Origin of the sequence: Mycobacterium sp. 1245111.1, from assembly GCF_001673405.1 — a bacterium.
GTDB lineage: Bacteria > Actinomycetota > Actinomycetes > Mycobacteriales > Mycobacteriaceae > Mycobacterium.
In genome coordinates this window covers 13,080-30,895 of sequence record NZ_LZLV01000112.1, presented here as the reverse complement: position 1 = coordinate 30,895, position 17,816 = coordinate 13,080, and the positions used below count along the sequence as shown (strand labels likewise).

The following is a 17,816-nucleotide window of genomic DNA, read 5'->3' as shown; positions in this document are numbered from 1 at the left end:
GCATCTCCTTCACAGCGCTTCCTCTGTTCCCAGAATGACGGTGGAGGTTGCAGACAGCACTCCCCCGCATCCATGGGCGAGCGCTGTTGTGGCCCCGCCGATTTGGCGATCCCCGCACTCACCGCGCAACTGACGCACGGCCTCGACGAGAAGAAAGGCGCCGAAGGCACCCGGGTGGGTGAAGGACAGTCCGCCTCCGGTGGTCTGTCCTTGCCGCGCTCCGCCGGGCGCCAGGACGCCGTCCCCGGCGAAGGGTCCGCCCTCACCCTTCTTGCAGAACCCGAGATCCTCCAGCGCGAGTAGCACGGTGATCGTGAACGAGTCGTACAACTCGACGACGTCGATGTCTGACGGCGTCAAACCCGCGGCATCGAATGCGGCGGGCCCAGAGATCGCGCCCGGGGTCTCGGTGAGGTCGGGCATCTGCGAGATCGACGTGTGTGTCGCCGCGGACGCCGCACCGAGCACATAACCCGGTGTGCTCCGGAGGTGCTTTGCCCGTTCGGCACTCGTCACAACGATGGCGGCCGCGCCGTCCGTCACGAGACAACACTCCAGTTTGTGAAGGGGCTCGGCGATGAAGCCTGAGTTCAGCACCTCCTCGACGGTCAGTGGCTCACGCAGGTGCGCCCTCGGATTGCGCTGGGCCCACTTTCGGGTATCGACGGCGATCTGAGCAAGCTGCTCGGCCGTGGTCCCGAACGCGGCCATATGTCTGCTGGCTGCAAGCGCATACGCGCCGATGGGAAGGAACAAGCCGAACGGAGTCTCCCACTCGAGACGCTCGGGGGACGCGAAGATTCCCATACCCTTCTCACCGCGCTTGCGCGCGGCGCGTGGCGTCGAGGCGTAGGAGATGACCACCGTCTCGCACAATCCCGCCGCGATCGCCGCCGCCGCATGCTCGACGTAGAGTCCGTAACTCGCGCCGCCGGTCTGCGTCGAATCGGTCCACCGAGGTGAGATGCCGAGATGTTCGGCGAGTTCCAGCGAATGCATCAACGTGCCACCGGTGCTCGAGCACAGCCCGTCGACGTCAGCAAGCGTCAAACCGGCCTCATCGAGGGCGCGCTTGATCACGGTTGTTTCCAGCGCCCGGATCGGCACGTCGATGACGCCGCTAGGCGACACCTCGTCGGCGACCCCGACGATCGCCGCCGCGCCTCGCAGCGTGGTCATCGGTCTTCCTCCTCTGCTTCGAAGACGGCGCGCACGCCCGGCTGGCTCACCTTCATCGACGGTGTCCGCGGCAACACGTCGACAACCGCGAGGCGGGCGGGCACTTGATACTTGCTCACGCGTTGCCGGACGAAGTCGAGCAGCTCGTCGGATGTCGCAGAGCGCCCCGCCTTGAGTTCGACAGCGGCCACCGGAACCGACCCCAGCCGCGCGTCGGGCAGGCCTGTCACGCCGGCATCGTGGACCGCCGGGTGCGCACGCAACACCTCAACGATGTCCGATGGCGTGATCTTGAATCCGCCCCTGATGATGACGTCGTCGAGCCGCCCGTCGATGAACACGAATCCGTCGCCGTCGACACGACCGAGGTCAGTGGTTTGCACCCACTCTGCGCCGGCCGTGCGCACTTCGACTCGGCCCTGTTCGCCGACGTCGAGGACGTGGCGGTCGTCGGGACTGACGATCCTGATCTCGCGCCCAGGTTGAGCCCGACCGACGCTGCCGCGCTTGGCTTCAGCCCAGTCGCGGTGCAGCGCCAGCGTCCATCCCGCAACACCGCCGGCGAATTCGGTGGCACCGTAAGAGGGCAGTACGGCCACGTTGTACCTGTCTTCGAACGCGACCTGCAGATCGACCGGCAGGTGGGCCGAGCCGGACGTGACGACCTGCACGCAGTCGAAGACCTCGGGGGCGACGTCGGCGTCCAGCACCATCGCGAGCGCGGCGGGCACCAAACTGACCGCCCTGGGTTGATGCCGCAATACCAGTTCGACAAACGGCTCAACCCGAAAGCGTTCCAGCAGAGCAACTTTCCGACCCTGACACAGGTACAGCAGCGTGCGGAACAGACCCGACATGTGGACCAGGGGCGAACTGACGATCATCACGCCGGGCCTCAGCCGGGGCCCATCGTCACCCTTGGACCCGTAATGCTTCCCGGCCGCGCTAATGCTGCGCTCGAATGCGTTCTGCGCCAGCGGAACTCGCTTCGGAGGCCCCGTGGTCCCGCTCGTCAGCATCTCGACCGCCGTGCCGGGTTGCACCGTGCGGAAGGGCCCTGGACCACAGCGCTCGAGGCCGACCAGCGTGGTTACGTCGTCCGGTGAGACGCTGACGCTCAGTCCGAGTGCGCCGTCCGCTGCTTCGAGCACTCCTACTCGCGCCCAGTCCTTTTCTGTTGCCACGATCGCGGGAAGCTTGAGGCTGGCGATGTCGACAGCGAGCCCGGTGTCGCCGTGCGAGGGATTGATCGTCACGATGCAGCATTTCGCCCGAAGCACGCCGAGCATGGCGGCGATCATGGCGGGGTCGTTGCGAAGCACCAAACCGACCGGAGTCCCTGGCCCGAGTCCGGTCTCAACGAGCTTGGCGCGAACCCCTTCGGCGACCGTCCCGAGCGATCCCCAGCTCACCCACTGACCGCCGAACTCGATCGCAGCCGCATCCGGATCGAGCGCTAGCACAGCGGCGATGCGCTCACTGAGTTCGAGATCGCCGCTCACAAGTAGGTCTCCCACAACGTCGTTGCCACCCACCGGCGACGATAATGCACGGTGGAACACTCAGCGTCAATTCGTTCACAGACCGGCTGAATGTATTAAACAGTAGAACATAGTTTGCTAAAGTGTCTCGTCGAGTCGAAGGAGAATAGTGGAGCTGCAGAGAATCCTGTTCGACGTCAGCGACCACATCGCGACCATCACGATCAATCGGCCGGAACGGCTCAACGCCACCGACGATCTGACGAGGACCGAACTCGGATGGGCGTGGGGTCGGGTGCGCGACGACCCCGACATCCGCGTCGCGATCATCACGGGGGCCGGCGATAGGGCGTTCAGTGCAGGACAGGACATCCGCGCCACCGCGGAGTCGGGCATTCGCAACAAGGTGCCCGGGTCACGTCTGCACCACGGAGTCTGGAAGCCCGTCATCTGTGCACTCAACGGCATGGTCGTCGGCGGTGGACTCCACCAAGTCGCCGACGCCGATCTGATCATCGCCGCCGAGCACGCCGAGCTCATCGACACCCACCTCAAAGTCGGCAATGTGTTCACCATGGAGCCCGCGGTCTTGCTGCGTCGCATGCCGATCTCGATGGTGATGCAGCTGGCCCTGATGACCAAGGACGGTCGCATCAGCGCGCAACGCGGCTACGAGATCGGGCTGATCAACGAGGTCGTGCCGGCGGACAGGCTGCAGTCGAGGGCCCGAGAAATAGCGCTGGCGATCACCAAGCTCAGCCCCGCCACAACGCAGGCCTCGATCAAGGGCATGTGGACGAGCCTGGACGTCGGGTTGCACTCTGCGCACGAGGTCGCCTACCGCTACGTTCTGCAGCATCAGCTGAGCCACCCCGATTATCACGAAGGGATGCGCGCTTTCGCCGAAAAGCGCGACCCGCAGTGGGTGGTTGAGTGACCGTCGCCGTCTTCACCGACGAGCAACAGGAGCTGCGCCGCACGGTGCGGTCTTTCCTGGAGCGCCAGGCACCGGAGGCCGAGGTCCGGCGCGTAATGGACACCCTCGACGGATTCGACCGATCGGTGTGGATGCAGTTGGCCGACCAGCTCGGCCTGCAGAGCCTGGCGATCCCCGAGGAATTCGGTGGATCCGGCTACTCGTTCGTCGAGATCGGCGTCGTTCTCGAGGAGTTCGGGCGGGCGCTTCTCCCGGCACCTTTCCTATCGAGCGTGGTGCTCGCCGCCAACCTGCTGCTGCTCACCGACGACGAGGAGATTAAGAAGCGGTACCTACCCGGCATCGCCTCGGGGCAACTCATCGCCACGGTGGCAGCCACCGACGACTGGGGGCGGCGCGATGTCGAGGGAACCACGGTCCACGCCACCGGGCGTGATGGATCATGGACGCTTACCGGGGTCCGTTCGTTCGTGCCCGACGGCCACATCGCCGACGCGATCCTGCTCGTGGCGGGCACGGAAGAGGGGCCCTCCCTGTTCGTGCTCGACGCCGATGCCGACGGTGTCACCTGTACGCCGCAATCAACCGTTGATGCCACCCGCAGAATGGCCCGGGTCGAATTCGCCGATGCGCGAGCCGAATTGATCGGAAGACCCGGTGCTGCCGCCGCGCCGCTGCTCACGGCGCTCGACGTGGCTTCCGTCGGTGTCGCCGTCGAGCAGGTCGGCGGCGCCGCGGCGTGCCTCGAGATGTCGGTTGGCTATGCGAAAGTGCGCCACCAGTTTGGTCGGCCGATCGGATCCTTCCAGGCGATCCGGCACCGATGCGCCGACATCATGCTCGGCGTCGAGTCGGCGCGGTCGGCCGCGTATCACGCGGTGTGGTCGGCCGCCGACCTCAGCGACGGCTTGGCACTACTGGCGCCGATGGTGAAGGCGTACTGCTCCGAGGTATACGTGGACGCGGCGTTGCAAAACATCCAGATTCACGGCGGCATCGGGTTCACCTGGGAGCATCCCGCTCACCTCTACTTCAAAAGGGCGAAATCCTCGGAGTTGCTGTTCGGGGCACCCGACGAGCACCGGGCGCTGCTCGCCGAGCGCATCGGGATCTGACCGACACATCAGCCCACCAGCCGCTGAACAAAAGATCATCATTCGTTCTACTGTGCAGCACGATGTTAGAGTCATCGCGTGCCAGCGACCAGCGAGCTGATGTATTCGCCGTTCTCGAAGGCGATCTTCGACGACCCCTACCCGGTGTACCGACGGCTGCGTGACGAAGCTCCGGTCTATCGCGACCCCGACAGCCGGTGGTGGGTGCTGTCCCGATTCGACGACGTGTCCCGCGCCTTACGCGACTGGGAGACATACTCGTCCAAATTGGGTCCGGCACCGGAGAATCCGGACAACGATGGCCGCAAGTATTCCGTCATCTCCATGGATCCCCCGCGCCATGATCGCATTCGCGGAGTGCTCAAGGGATTCTTCACGCCAAAGGCGGTGACGGCCATGGAGACCGCGCTGCAACGTACGGTCAACTACCACTTGGATCGGCTCAAGCCGGGTTCCACGGTGGACGCAATGGAGGCGTTCGCGTTCGCGGTCCCCACCGACATCATCGGCGACCTGCTCGGCGTACCCACTGCCGATCGCGGCCAGCTCAGGGTGTGGTGGGAGGCATTCCTCACCCGCCACGAGGGTGAGGTCGCGATGCCGCAAAGCGCCATCGACGCCAACCGGAAGATCAGCGAATACATCGGCGGGCTCATCGAGGCCCGCCGATCCGACCCGGGCGACGACCTGATCAGCATCGTGCTGCACTCCACGTTCGCAGATCCTGAAGCCGGCGGCGAGCGCGCCCTGTCACCTCACGAAGTGCTGATGTTCGCGAACCTGTTGTCGGCCGCCGGTTCTGAGACCACCCAGAAGCTCATTTCCAACGGCCTCGTGGCGCTGCACGATCATCCCGACCAGTGGCGACGAATCGTCGGCGACCCTTCGCTGATCCCCGCCGCCGTCAACGAGGCCCTGCGGTATGACACCCCGAGTCACTGGGTGGCGCGAACCCTGACCCGATCCGTCGAGAAGCACGGCGTCACCATGGACGCCGGCGACTGGGTTCTGCTGCTGCTCGGCAGCGCCAATCGCGATGAACGCCGCTACGCCGACCCTGATCGCTTCGTGCTGGACCGGCCGCGGGGTACCGACGTCTACTTCGGCTGGGGCATTCACATTTGCCTGGGCCAATGGCTCGCCCGACGGGAGGCGCAATTGGTGTTCGAGTACGTCGCGAGGAAGTTCCCCAACTACACGATCGGCGCCCGCGACCGAGTACTGACGGCCACGGTGCGCGGCTACACCAGCCTGGAGATGACGTTGCGGTAGATGGCTCAGCACTGTGACCAGCCTCCGTAACGTGCCGATCGGCACGGGTGGCCGCCAAGTATGCACTGTTACGCTTTTTGTTGATTTGTTTAGATCGGTGAGGAGATCTGCGCTGTGGAAACCCGGGAACTCGAACACGTCGTCTACGAGAAAGACGGCTCCATCGCCCGGATCATCCTGAACAACCCGTCCCGCGCCAACGCGCAAACCGCGGAGATGGTTCACAGCGTGAACGCCGCTCTCGACGACGCGCAATACGACTACTCCATCAAGGTGGTCATCATCAAGGCGAACGGCAAGGGGTTCTGCTCGGGTCACGTTCCGGACGGCAGCTATCCCGAGTTCCAAGCCGAGCGCGAAGCATCCGGACTGGTCTGGCGCTCGGCAGCGCAGCTGTTCCTGTGGCCCGTGCTCAAGCTTTTCGAGTTCCCGAAGCCCGTCATCGCCCAGGTGCATGGTTACGCGATCGGAGGTGGCACGACGTGGGCGCTGCTGCCCGAGATCACTGTCTGCTCCGACGACGCGTGGTTTCAGATGCCCTTGGTTCCGGGCTTCGGCTTACCGGGCTGCGAAACCATGTTCGAGCCATGGGTTTTCATGAACTACAAGCGCGCTGCCGAGTACCTGTATACGGCTCAGAAGATTTCAGCCGCCGAGGCACTCGACTTCGGTCTGGTGAACCGAGTCGTGCCCGCCGACCGACTCGAGGCGGAGGTGGAGGAGCTCGCGGCGAGCATTGCTCGGGCCCCGCTGGCCACGCTGCAAGCCACCAAGATGGGCCTCATCCGCGCCTGGGAAGCCATGGGGTTCCGGACCCATCAGCAGACTTCGACCGATCTGCTCACCGTCGTGTCCGGGTCTCGGGAGTTCCAGGAGTACATGCGCGCACTGATGGAGCGCGGCTCCAAACCACTCGACCGTCTATGACCTCACGTATCGGATTGTGATAGCAGAAAAGGATTTTCAGGTGTCGCAGGATCGGCGCCCTGTCGCCGTCGTGACAGGTGGAGCGCGGGGGATCGGCGAGTCCATCTGTGACGAGCTCGTCGACGCCGGCTACCGCGTCGCGGCGGTGGACGTCAACGCCAAGGCGATCGCCAAATGCCGCGAGACAGAGTCGGCCCGTGCGGGGTTTCTTCTTCCACTCGAGCTATCCATCACCAACCGTGTCGCGGTGGAACAGGCGATGACAGATCTCGCATCAACCCACGGGCCGATCGCCGCCCTGGTGAACAACGCTGGAATGACCTTACCTGCAACATTTCTCGACCAGACGGACGACGACTGGGACCGAATCCTCGACGTGAACCTCAAGGGCGCGTTCATTATGTCTCAGATCGTGGCGCGCCACATGGTCGACCAGAAGTCGGGAGCGATCGTCAACGTGAGTTCTGTGTCGGCCCACGGGGTTCGCACCGGGCCGCCCGCCTACGCCGCCGCCAAGGCCGGTATCGAAGGGCTCAGCAGGCTCATGGCGGTTCAACTCGGCCCGCTCGGCGTCCGGGTGAACACCGTCGTCGTCGGCACCACCGCCACCCCGTGGCTGCTGTCACGCAAGAGTGAAGACCAACTGGACCAGATGCGCGGCAGCACGCTCACCGGCGAATTAGGCGAGCCCGCCGATGTCGCACGCACGGTCGCGTTCTTGTGCTCGGACGGCGCGAAGCACCTTACCGGTCAACTTATTTCGGTGTCCGGCGGACAGTGGATGCCCTGATCAAGGAGCGGTCGATGAGGACGGTACCCCGGACGTTCGCGTACACGGCATTGCCGTACGACGCCGTCATGCCTGCAGTGATCGCCGCACTTACCGCTCAGCACGGCGCCAACGACTTCATCGTCTCGTCAGTCGGCAACGGGGCCGATGAGCGGATCACCTACGCCGAGGCCGACGCCCATTCGGCGGCAGTGGCGCGCAGGCTGCTAGCTGCGGGCGTGACAAAGGGTGTCCGGATCGGCATCCTGGCGCCCAATGGGGTGGACTTCGCTGTGGCGCTTCTCGCGGTCACCCGTATCGGCGCGGTAGCCGTGCCGATCAACACGTTCTTTCAAGCGTCCGAACTCGCCTGGCTGCTTCGCGATGCCGACATCCACACCGTCCTTGCCGTCGATAACCTGCTCGGTAAAGACATCCGTCAACGAGTCCTCGACGCCACCCATGCCGACCTCGATGCCGTTGGGCCGCTGCAACTCCCGGACCTTCCCTATTTGCGCAACGTGCTTCCGCTGGGCAACTCCGACCGACGCTGGCCGACCGCGTGGCCAGAACCGGTGCCCGAATCGTTTCTGCGCGCTTGTGAGGGCGCCGTGCGGCCCAGCGACGACCTGGTCGTGATCTACACCTCGGGCAGTACGTCAAACCCCAAGGGCGTCATCCACACACATGAGCCCGCCCTCGTGCACTCGCGCTTCATCGCCCAGCAACACGACTGGACCGCGGCCGATCGGGTGTACGTGCCGATGGCGTTTTTCTGGGTGGGCGGTCTGGTGTTCGGAATGCTTGGGCCGATGCAGATGGGCGCCACCATACTCACCGAACACCGCTTCGACGCCGGCGACGTGCTGCGGTTGCTGGAGGTCGAACGTGCCACCTATGCAACGGGATTCCCTCACGTCGGGCCTGCCCTGACGAACCACCCCGCCTTTGCCAGCACCGATTTGTCCTCGCTGCGCGACGGCTACCACCCCGGGCTGCTGGCTCCGGAGCGCCGCGCCCCGGACGTGTCGTTGCGCGTAACGCAGTTGGGAATGACCGAGACGTGCAGTTCCCACACCTGGTGGCCGCCACACGAGTCCGTACCCGAATCCAAACGCGGCTCACTCGGAGTTGACGCGCCCGGCTATGAGCACAAGATCGTCGACGACAACGGGGACGAGGTCCCCAACGGCGTGACGGGTGAGATTTGCGTACGCGGGTACGCGATGATGCGGGGAATGGTGGGTAAGCAGCTCGCCCAGCTCTTCGACATCGACGGTTGGTTCCACACCAAAGACGCCGGATACCGCGACAGTGATGGTCACCTGTACTTCGCCGGCCGCACCGACGACATGATCAAAACGTCGGGCGCCAACGTCGCGCCGGTGGAAGTGGAGGCGGCGATCACTCGTGTCGAGGGCGTCCGACTCGCCTATGTCATCGGCGTGCCCGACCCTGACAAGGGCGCCCTGGTATCAGCCGTCGTCGTACCCAACGACGGCTGCGTCCTCTCGTCGGACAATCTGGCCGCCGCCTGCAAGGCCGACCTCGCCGCCTACAAGGTCCCGAAGAAATGGGTTCTGCTGCCAAGTCCTGACGATCTGCCGTACACCTCGACCAACAAGATCGACAAGATTCGCCTCGCCCAGCTGGTAGCCGACGGAGCACTCGCATGACGATCGACGCGGGCGAGTTCGCTGACCTCCTAGCCCGCGTGGCTCGCCTGGAGGCGCTCGACGAGATCCGGCAACTGGCCGCGAAGTACGCCGTCGCTCTCGATCAGCGTGATCTCAACGCGGTGGTGAACCTGTTCGTGGACGACGTCGGAGTACCGGGCAAGCGCCGCGGTCGCGCGGCGCTTCGCGCGTGGTACGACACCGAGATGCGGCACGACCTGCTCGGCAGTGCGCACGGTGTTTTGGGCCACGTCATCGACGTGCACGACGCCGACCACGCGAGCGGCCTGGTCTACTCACGCAACGACCTCGAAACCGACTCGGTATGGGTGATCGAGCTATTGGCCTATCTCGACTCCTACGAGCGCCGCAGCGGGCGCTGGTACTTTGCGCGTCGCACGCCGCTGTTTTGGTATCAGACCGACCTGACCGCTCCGCCGTTAGGTCCTCGAAAGATGCGCTGGCCCAAAGCACCTCAGCACGAGGGAGCGTTCCACGATGCCTTCCCGTCGTGGCGCGAATTCTGGAACGCGGACCCGGGCCGACTCGACGAACCGGTGCCTGCACCCCCGGCGGCCGAGACGTGGCTTCGCGCCCTGCGCCGAGCCGATGCCCCGCCGCGCGTCAGCCCCACCGGGCGCGCCAAGGACGACCCGAGAAACGCGGCCCGGTAGCTCAGAAGTCGGTGCCGCCGTCGATGTTGATGACGGCACCGGTCATATACGCCGCACGATCACTGAGCAAAAATGCCACTAGTTCTCCAGCTTCCTGCGGAAACCCGCCACGCCCCAATGCAACTCGCATGTTCCAGTCCGGGTTGCTCGACAGGTGTGTGTAGATCGCATCTTCGAGCGGCACTCCGTATTGCTTGGCGCGCTGATCCCGGATGTGGTCGTTGGTCTCGGTGTCGAAGAGGCCCGGACACATCACATTGACCCGAATCCCATCGGGTCCATGAGTCTTGGCCAGGATCTTCGACAGCGTCAGGACCGCAGCCTTCAGCGCGTTGTAGGGCGGGATGAGGATCTTGGGCGCCCGCACCGAGTAGGCCGCCGTATTGACGATCGTCCCTCCGCCATTGCGCTGCAAGTGAGGGATGATCGCGCGGCACGACCGGACCGTCGCCATCAGGATCATCTGGTAGTACCAGTCCCACGAGTCGTCGCCGTGCTCGACGAACGGCCCCTGTTGCTTCATCGGACCGGCCGTCACCGCCAGCCCGCGCAGGGGCCCCAATTCTGCGGCAGCACGATCGATCGCCTTATCGACCCCGTCACCCGGCGCGGCCGCGTCCACACCGATGCCGACTGCACGCACGCCGTAGGTAGCGCTCAGCAGGCTCGCGCGCTCCAACGCGCGCTGTTCGTCGCGGGCGAGCAGCGCAACGTTGGCGCCGTCAGCGGCGAGTTCCTGCGCGGCGCTGAAACCCATTCCAGTCGTGCCGCCCACCAGCACGAAATTGCGGTCCCTGATTCCGAGTTCCACTGCCGCCGCCTCTCCGGTGGTGACTCAGCGCCACACTCCCAGAAGGACAATAGAACAACGCATGTCTATCTGAGCAGTCGCGCCCGGTAATCGCCGCGGCGACTACGCCCACACCAACGGTCCCGGTGACACACCGATGCCTCTGGTGTCGCGTAGCATAAGGAACTTGGCGAGGCACCCTCCCAACAGCAAGGAGCGTGATGGCTACCCCACGAGCCGCGGCGGCAGTCGAAGACCAGGACGAGTCCGATCGGCGCGACCAGATCCTCGAAGCCGCTAATCAGTGCTTTACACAGCTGGGCATTCAGCGCACCAGCGTTCAGGATGTAGCACGCATGGCCAATTTGTCCCGCGGCACCGTCTATCGGTATTTCGAAGACCGCAACGTCCTCATCGAAGCAGCGATCGAATTCGGCGCACAGAAGTTCTATCAACTCGTTGCCGAAGCGATGGCCGACAAGTCCACCCTGGCCGAGAAGCTGGGCGCCATGGCCGAGACGCACGCGAGGATCCTGCTCGACCATCGCACCCGGAATCGATTGATGGCCGACGATGCCGAGCTCATGCGGCACATGATCTCTGACGGGGACACCGCGGTACGCAGGTCGACGGAATTCCTTGTCCCGTATGTCCGTGAGGCCCAGAAGCGCGGCGAGGTCGGCTCTAATGTGGACGTTACGGCCGCCAGTGAATGGCTGGCGCGCATGATCTACTCCTTCTCGACCGTGAACGAAGCCCAGACCTTCGACATGAGCAAACCGCAGACGGTGCGCAAATACGTGGAGAAGTTCGCGGTCAACGGCCTGCGCTGACCCGCGCAGTTTGTACCGCTATCTGTTCAACTGAACAACTCCTGTACTACTGTTCTCTTTGGTGAGGCGGCGTGACTGCATGCCGTCGATCAAACGACGACAGGAGACTCATGGCGGAGATCTGGCGCGAAGAGCGGATGCTGATCGACGGCAGCCTCGTCGGCGCGTCGGACAACTCGACCTACGACAACGTCAACCCGGCCACCGAGCAGGCCTTCGGGATCGCGGCCAACGGCACCAGCGCGGACATGGCTGCCGCCATCACTGCGGCCCGGCGTGCCTTCGACCACACCGAGTGGGCGCAATCGCACGACCTGCGCGTGCGCTGCATACGTCAACTCCATGAAGCACTGACCAAGCATGCCGACGACCTGCGTGCGACCACGGTCGCTGAGGTCGGATGCCCCGTAGCGTTGACACTCGGGCCCCAGTTGGACGCCCCGATCGCGGGACTGCCCTGGATAGCCGACCTTGCCGAGACCTACCAATGGGAGACGAGCCTCGGTCTGGCCGAACCCTTCGGGATGAAAACCCTCCGCACCGTGCGCCGCGAACCGGTAGGTGTCGTCGGCGCCATCACTCCGTGGAACTACCCCGTCCAGATCAACCTGGCCAAAGTGGTGCCCGCCCTGGCGGCGGGCAACACCGTCGTTCTCAAGCCGGCGCCCGACACCCCTTACGGTGCAACGCTACTCGGCCAATTGATCCACGAGCACACCGACATCCCCGCCGGTGTCATCAACATCGTCACCTCCGCCGGCCACGAGGTCGGCCAACAGCTTTGCGAGGACCCGCGCGTCGACATGATCTCCTTCACCGGGTCCACCGCTACCGGGACGCGAATCATGATCGCCGGAGCACCGACAATCAAAAAGGCCTTCCTGGAACTCGGCGGCAAGTCGGCACTTGTCGCACTCGACGACGCCGACATCGGATCGGTCGTCACATCTGCCGCGTTCGCTGCTACCACCCACGCCGGCCAGGGGTGTGCCAACACCACGCGACTTCTGCTGCCGCGCAACAAGTATCGCGAAGGGGTTCAGGCGCTCGCCGAGATGTTGAAGAACTGGCCGTTCGGCGATCCCACTGACTCCTCGGTCCTCATGGGGCCGTTGATCCGCGAGGAGCAGCGCCAGCGCGTGCTCGGCTACATACAGACGGGCGTCGACGAAGGGGCCACCATCGCGGTCGGCGGTGGCGTTCCCGCGCATCTGCCGACCGGTTACTTCGTCGAACCCACCGTGCTGGCCGACGTCGACCCGAATTCCACTGTGGCACAGGATGAAATCTTTGGCCCCGTGCTCGCCGTGATACCGCACGACGGTGACGATCACGCCGTCGAGATCGCCAACAATTCCCGGTACGGCCTGTCGGGTGCGGTGGTCAGCGCATCCAACGAGCGGGCACGCGCGGTCGCCAATCGGATGCGCACCGGCACCGTCAATGTCAACGGTGGCGTCTTCTACGGCGTCGACGTGCCGTTCGGAGGCTACAAGCACAGTGGCATCGGACGGGAGATGGGCGTAGCGGGCTTCGAGGAGTACCTCGAGATCAAATCGATCGCCGAGGGCGCGCGATGAGCGAACGATCCTTGGCAGGCAAGCGCATCGTCGTAGTCGGCGCATCGGCTGGCATCGGGCGAGCGTTCGCCATCCGGGCCGGCAAAGAAGGAGCCCAGCTCGTTCTGTCGGCCCGTCGCAGCGACAAGCTCGCCGAGGTCGTCGCGGCCTCCGGCGATGCCACAGCAGTGGGCGTCGACGTCTGCTCCTTCGCCGACTGCGTCACTGCGGCCCAAACGGCCAAAGACGTTCTCGGCCAGATCGATCTGTTGGTATACAGCGCCGGCTACGCCCCACTGAAGATGATGGTCGACACCGAACCCGAAGACTGGACGGCGGTGATGAACACCAACGTCATCGGTCTGCATCAAGTCGTGCGGTCGCACCTGCCGGTAATGACACCGTCCGCGATCCTCGCCGCACTCTCATCGGATTCGATCCGATCCCCCCATCACGCCCTCGGCGCATACTCCACGAGCAAAGCCGCGATGGAGCGCCTACTCGTAGCGTGGCGTCTGGAACACCCCGGATACCGATTCACCTGCGTCGAAGTCGCCGGCACGGTCCCGACCGACTTCACCTCCGCCTTCGACCCGGACCTGCTGGGAACCGTTGTCGGCGACTGGATGTCGCGCGGGCTGGTCCAGCAGAGCCGCATGACCCCCGAGGGAGTCGCCGACGTGCTCGCGGGTGTCTTCGGCGGCGCGATCGACAACCCGAACGTCGGGCTGGACTACCTCTCGGTGAAGTCGCCATCTGGGCCCATGAAGTTATGAGCATCTCGCTGCTGTTGGAAATGGCACAGGGTTCGGCTCTGGGGTCCACTGGCGATGCCGCACTTGTCTCAGACGAACAACGGCTGCCGCTGGACGAACTAAGCACGCTCGCCGACGGCGGGGCGGGCGTCATCGCGTCGTCGGAAGCCGCGCACGTGGCCTACGTCGGGGTCGGCGGAGCGATGCTGCCACTGCTGCTGTTTGCCTCCGCCCGCGCTGCGGTGCCAGTGACGCCGTTGAACTACCGACTATCCGCCGATAGCCTGCGCACCCTAATCCAGCGACTACCCAGACCACTCGTCATCGTCGACGACACCTACCGCGAGGCGGTGGGCGACGCGGGATTCGCCACCATGTCCGCAGCGGAGTTTGTAGCGGCTGCCGGCACAGCCGAGCCCGTCGCCGAGTTCGCTGACCCCGACGAGGCTGCGGTGGTGCTGTTCACCTCGGGCACCACCTCGGCCCCGAAAGCCGTTGAACTGACCCATAACAACCTCACCAGCTACATCACCGGCACCGTCGAGTTCGACTCCGCTCGCCCCGGAGACGCCGCGCTGATATGCGTGCCGCCCTACCACATAGCCGGGGTATCCGCGGCACTGTCCAACCCTTACGCCGGCCGAAAGATGGTGTATCTCACCACCTTCGACGCCGACGCCTGGATCCGCCTGGTCGATGCCGAAGCGGTGACCTCGGCAACGGTGGTGCCCACCATGCTGGACCGCATCGTCACCGCACTGGAGACCACCAACACCACTCTGCCGACGCTGCGGACTCTGGCTTACGGAGGCTCCAAGGTCGCCCTTCCCCTCATCCGCAAAGCCCTCCACCTGCTACCCGACGTCGGCTTCGTCAACGCCTACGGCCTCACCGAGACCAGCTCGACGATTGCCGTTCTCGGTCCCGAAGATCACCGCGCCGCGGCCGCCTCCGACGATCCCGCCGTCGCCCGACGCCTCGGCTCGGTCGGCCAACCGGTCCCCACCATCGACGTTCAAATCCGTGCCGGCGACGGCACGATCTTGGGCCCGAACGAAACAGGCGAACTCTACGTGCGCGGAGAGCAGGTATCCGGCCGCTACACCGGCATCGGATCGGTCCTCGACGACCAGGGCTGGTTCGCCACACGCGACGTCGCCCACCTGGACGCGGACGGCTACCTGTTCATCGGCGGCCGCTCCGACGACACCATCATCCGCGGCGGGGAGAACATCGCCCCAGCCGAAATCGAAGACGTCCTTGTCGAGCACCCACAGGTGCGTGATTGCGCCGTCGTGGGCGCCGACGATCCCGAGTGGGGCCAAATCATCGTCGCCGTCGTCGTCCCCACCGATCGCAGCACCCCGGATGCCGAGGATCTGCGCAGCTTCGTGCGCTCCCAACTACGCGGTAGCCGCACACCCGACAGAGTCGTTTTCCGCGCCGAGCTGCCCACCAACGCGACGGGCAAGGTGCTTCGCCGCGAGCTCGTCACCGAACTCAACGCCAGCCAGAGCGCCTAAGGAGCAGCAGCCGTAATCGCCATAGGCGCAACGGGTTTGACAGCGCGAATACCTACCGGAATTCGGAGCGACGGAAGTGAGGACACATGACGACACAGGTTGAGTCGGCGTGGCCGAGATTTCCCGACTATCGCATCGACATCACACCGTGCCCGTTTACTGGCCAAGTGTGGTCCGGCGACCTTTTGCTGGCCGAGAGCGATGCATGCCTGGTCGTGAGTGAAACCGATCATGTCGACCGCCTTTACTTTCCGCAATCCTCAGTGCATTGGCAGCATTTCGCCGATTCGGAGGACACCACCGTGTGTCCGTTCAAAGGTGTTGCGACGTACTGGAACCTGGTGGAAGCGGCGCCCGCTCAGGCGAATGTCGCCTGGACCTACCGCGAACCGCTCGACGAGGTTGCGGGCATCGCGGGATACGTGTCGTTCTACAGCCGCAATGTCCGGGTGGTTGTCGTCGAACGTTGGCCGGACGGCTCACGGGTGCCGGCCTCGTTTCCACTGTGGGGTGACGCGGCCGAGCTATTACGGCTGATCGACGTCGAACCGGCGGGAGATACCCGGTTCATCGGTCCAGCGCACGGCCCGAGTGGGCGCGACGTCGTCGAAGGAGGCCAGTTCGCCGCTCAGGCCATCGTCGCTGCAACGAAAGTTCTGGCCAATCAACGCATCACGTCAGCATCGATGATCTTCACCAAGTCGGCATCGTTCACTGCACCCGTCGATGTAGCCGTGGACGTGCTGCGTCGGGGCCGCACATTTTCGACGACTGAGGTGCGGATCAGCCAGCACGACAGCCTGCGCTGCGTCGGCCTGATGTTGGCGGACTCAGGTGCACCCGACGTCATTCGCGACGTCGAACCGATGCCCGACGTGCCAGACCCCGATGCCGCCACACCCTTCGCTGGCTTCGGCATGACAGGCCGGGAACTACGCATCGTCGACGCCGCCTACGATGCCGACCCCGACCGCGTCGGCCCGCCAATCATCAACGCCTGGGCGCGCTTCCGGGACAACCCCGGCTCACCCCACCTGCATCAAGCGCTCTTGGCACAGTCCACGACGCACTGGACGATCGCGGCGGGAATGCTTCCCCATCCCGGGTTCGGTGAAGCACTCGCACACCGCAGCCTGTCGACCGGCATCATGAAAGCCACCATCGCCTTCCACGACGACATCGACGTCACCGAATGGCTCTTGTACGCCAACCGGGCGTTCTGGTCGGGACGCGGCCTGGTTCAGGGCGAAGGGCGGGTCTACACCCGTGATGGTCGTTTGGCGGCGTCGTACACGGTGCAGGCCATGGTCCGCGAGTTCGAACGCGAGCCGGCAGCGATGGGGCACGACAGCCGCACGGCGATGTGATCAGCAGCGACAGGTAGGCGATCACGAACACTCACGAAGGAGACCGCGTGTCTGCCCACCCGGGCGGCTCGGTGCCGCAACACAAGTCGGTGGCCGTCGTCGGTACGAACGATCTCGGCGTCTCCATCGCAGACTCACGTTGGGCGGCCGAGTATGTAGTGGCCGCCGTCTGGATGGTGGTACCAACCCCCCGCCGCCGCCGTGCCCCCGTCGACGTGCAGCGTCTGCCCGGTCACGTACGAGCCGAGGTCGCTCGCGAGAAACACTGCTGCGCCAGCCATCTCGTCGACATGGCCGGCGCGGCCCAAGGGGACCATGAATGCGGCATTCTCGGCACCGACTGGTGCCATCTTGCGCAGGCTCTCGGTGAGCGTGAAGTCGGGTGCGAGTCCGTTGACGCGGATGCCGTGCGGGGCGAGCTCAAGGGCGGCGGTCTTGGTGAAGTTGTCGACGCCGGCCTTGGCCGCGGCGTAGGCCGCAAAACCGGGTGCAGCCCGGCCCCCTTCGATCGTGGTGATATTGATGATGCTGCCGCCGGTCTGAGTACTCACCATCGCGCGCGCGACCCTCTGAGTGCACAGGAGAACCTGCGTCAGATTGAGGCGAATGAGCGCTTCCCAGCCGTTCGGAGACGTCTCCAGCAAGCCCGACCAGAACACGCCTCCTGCGCTGTTGACCAAAATACTTGGGATGCCATGCATTTCGATGGTCTTGGTGAGTGCTGCGTCTACTTGTTCGGCATCGCGCACGTCGGTGACGCAGCCGAGCACGCCGATCTCGTCTGCCGTGGAGGTGACCGCCCCTTCGTCTTTGTCCCAGATCGCCACCCTGGCGCCGAATTCGGCTAGCGCGGCTGCGATCGCTTGCCCGATCCCGGCGCCGCCGCCGGTGACTACTGCTACTCGATCTTCGAGCGATACAGCATCTCGACGCAATACCATCTGTCTCTCCTTGACACG

The 17,816-nt window shown here is 64.8% G+C and carries 16 protein-coding genes; 12 read left to right on the top strand and 4 right to left on the bottom strand.

The features are described 5' to 3' along the window. Positions 1–9 precede the first annotated feature (9 nt). Entirely contained in the window at positions 10–1,179 is a 1,170-nt protein-coding gene (locus A5658_RS16705; protein WP_067337404.1) for an acetyl-CoA acetyltransferase, read from the bottom strand. Beyond that, positions 1,176–2,681, bottom strand: coding sequence for a class I adenylate-forming enzyme family protein (locus A5658_RS16700; protein WP_067338377.1), 1,506 nt, complete (start codon positions 2,679–2,681; stop codon positions 1,176–1,178). The genes A5658_RS16705 and A5658_RS16700 overlap by 4 nt, the downstream gene beginning before the upstream one ends. A gap of 148 nt (positions 2,682–2,829) precedes the next feature. Here A5658_RS16700 and A5658_RS16695 point away from each other — a divergent pair, with 148 nt between their 5' ends. From A5658_RS16695 to A5658_RS16665, 7 genes are all read left to right on the top strand, one after another. Continuing rightward, a complete protein-coding gene (locus A5658_RS16695; RefSeq protein WP_067337401.1) occupies positions 2,830–3,597 on the top strand; it encodes an enoyl-CoA hydratase/isomerase family protein in 768 nt (255 codons plus the stop codon). Further along, on the top strand, positions 3,594–4,712 hold the full coding sequence (locus A5658_RS16690; RefSeq protein ID WP_067337398.1) for an acyl-CoA dehydrogenase family protein: 1,119 nt from the start codon (positions 3,594–3,596) through the stop codon (positions 4,710–4,712). The genes A5658_RS16695 and A5658_RS16690 overlap by 4 nt, the downstream gene beginning before the upstream one ends. Before the next feature lie 78 nt (positions 4,713–4,790). Next, positions 4,791–5,984, top strand: coding sequence for a cytochrome P450 (locus A5658_RS16685; RefSeq protein ID WP_082993220.1), 1,194 nt, complete (start codon positions 4,791–4,793; stop codon positions 5,982–5,984). A 114-nt stretch (positions 5,985–6,098) separates the two neighbouring features. Continuing rightward, positions 6,099–6,911: an enoyl-CoA hydratase/isomerase family protein gene (locus A5658_RS16680; protein WP_067337395.1), complete on the top strand. Its 813-nt coding sequence runs from the start codon at positions 6,099–6,101 to the stop codon at positions 6,909–6,911. A gap of 40 nt (positions 6,912–6,951) precedes the next feature. Next, entirely contained in the window at positions 6,952–7,701 is a 750-nt protein-coding gene (locus A5658_RS16675) for an SDR family NAD(P)-dependent oxidoreductase (RefSeq protein WP_067338371.1), read from the top strand. 14 nt (positions 7,702–7,715) lie between these two features. Beyond that, positions 7,716–9,356, top strand: a complete 1,641-nt coding sequence (locus A5658_RS16670) for a class I adenylate-forming enzyme family protein (protein ID WP_082993262.1) — start codon at positions 7,716–7,718, stop codon at positions 9,354–9,356. Further along, entirely contained in the window at positions 9,353–10,030 is a 678-nt protein-coding gene (locus A5658_RS16665; protein WP_067337392.1) for a nuclear transport factor 2 family protein, read from the top strand. Before A5658_RS16670 ends, A5658_RS16665 begins: the two co-directional genes overlap by 4 nt. Position 10,031: 1 nt before the next feature. Here the strand turns inward: A5658_RS16665 and A5658_RS16660 are convergent, their stop codons facing one another. After that, positions 10,032–10,841, bottom strand: a complete 810-nt coding sequence (locus A5658_RS16660) for an SDR family NAD(P)-dependent oxidoreductase (RefSeq protein ID WP_082993219.1) — start codon at positions 10,839–10,841, stop codon at positions 10,032–10,034. A gap of 200 nt (positions 10,842–11,041) precedes the next feature. Between A5658_RS16660 and A5658_RS16655 the strand changes: the two genes are divergently transcribed. The 5 genes from A5658_RS16655 (at position 11,042) to A5658_RS16635 (ending at position 16,857) form a co-directional block, all read left to right on the top strand. Continuing rightward, complete coding sequence (locus tag A5658_RS16655) at positions 11,042–11,653, top strand: TetR/AcrR family transcriptional regulator (protein ID WP_067337389.1); 612 nt, start codon at positions 11,042–11,044, stop codon at positions 11,651–11,653. A 110-nt stretch (positions 11,654–11,763) separates the two neighbouring features. Further along, entirely contained in the window at positions 11,764–13,233 is a 1,470-nt protein-coding gene (locus tag A5658_RS16650; protein ID WP_067337385.1) for an aldehyde dehydrogenase, read from the top strand. After that, complete coding sequence (locus A5658_RS16645; RefSeq protein ID WP_067337381.1) at positions 13,230–13,988, top strand: SDR family oxidoreductase; 759 nt, start codon at positions 13,230–13,232, stop codon at positions 13,986–13,988. The genes A5658_RS16650 and A5658_RS16645 overlap by 4 nt, the downstream gene beginning before the upstream one ends. Further along, positions 13,985–15,490 (top strand): class I adenylate-forming enzyme family protein, encoded by a 1,506-nt coding sequence (locus A5658_RS16640; RefSeq protein WP_067337378.1) that lies wholly within the window; start codon positions 13,985–13,987, stop codon positions 15,488–15,490. The genes A5658_RS16645 and A5658_RS16640 overlap by 4 nt, the downstream gene beginning before the upstream one ends. An 86-nt stretch (positions 15,491–15,576) precedes the next feature. Continuing rightward, entirely contained in the window at positions 15,577–16,857 is a 1,281-nt protein-coding gene (locus tag A5658_RS16635; protein ID WP_067337374.1) for a DUF427 domain-containing protein, read from the top strand. Positions 16,858–16,991: 134 nt separating this feature from the next. Here the strand turns inward: A5658_RS16635 and A5658_RS16630 are convergent, their stop codons facing one another. Beyond that, a complete protein-coding gene (locus A5658_RS16630) occupies positions 16,992–17,798 on the bottom strand; it encodes an SDR family NAD(P)-dependent oxidoreductase (protein ID WP_067337371.1) in 807 nt (268 codons plus the stop codon). Between the last annotated feature and the right edge of the window lie 18 nt (positions 17,799–17,816).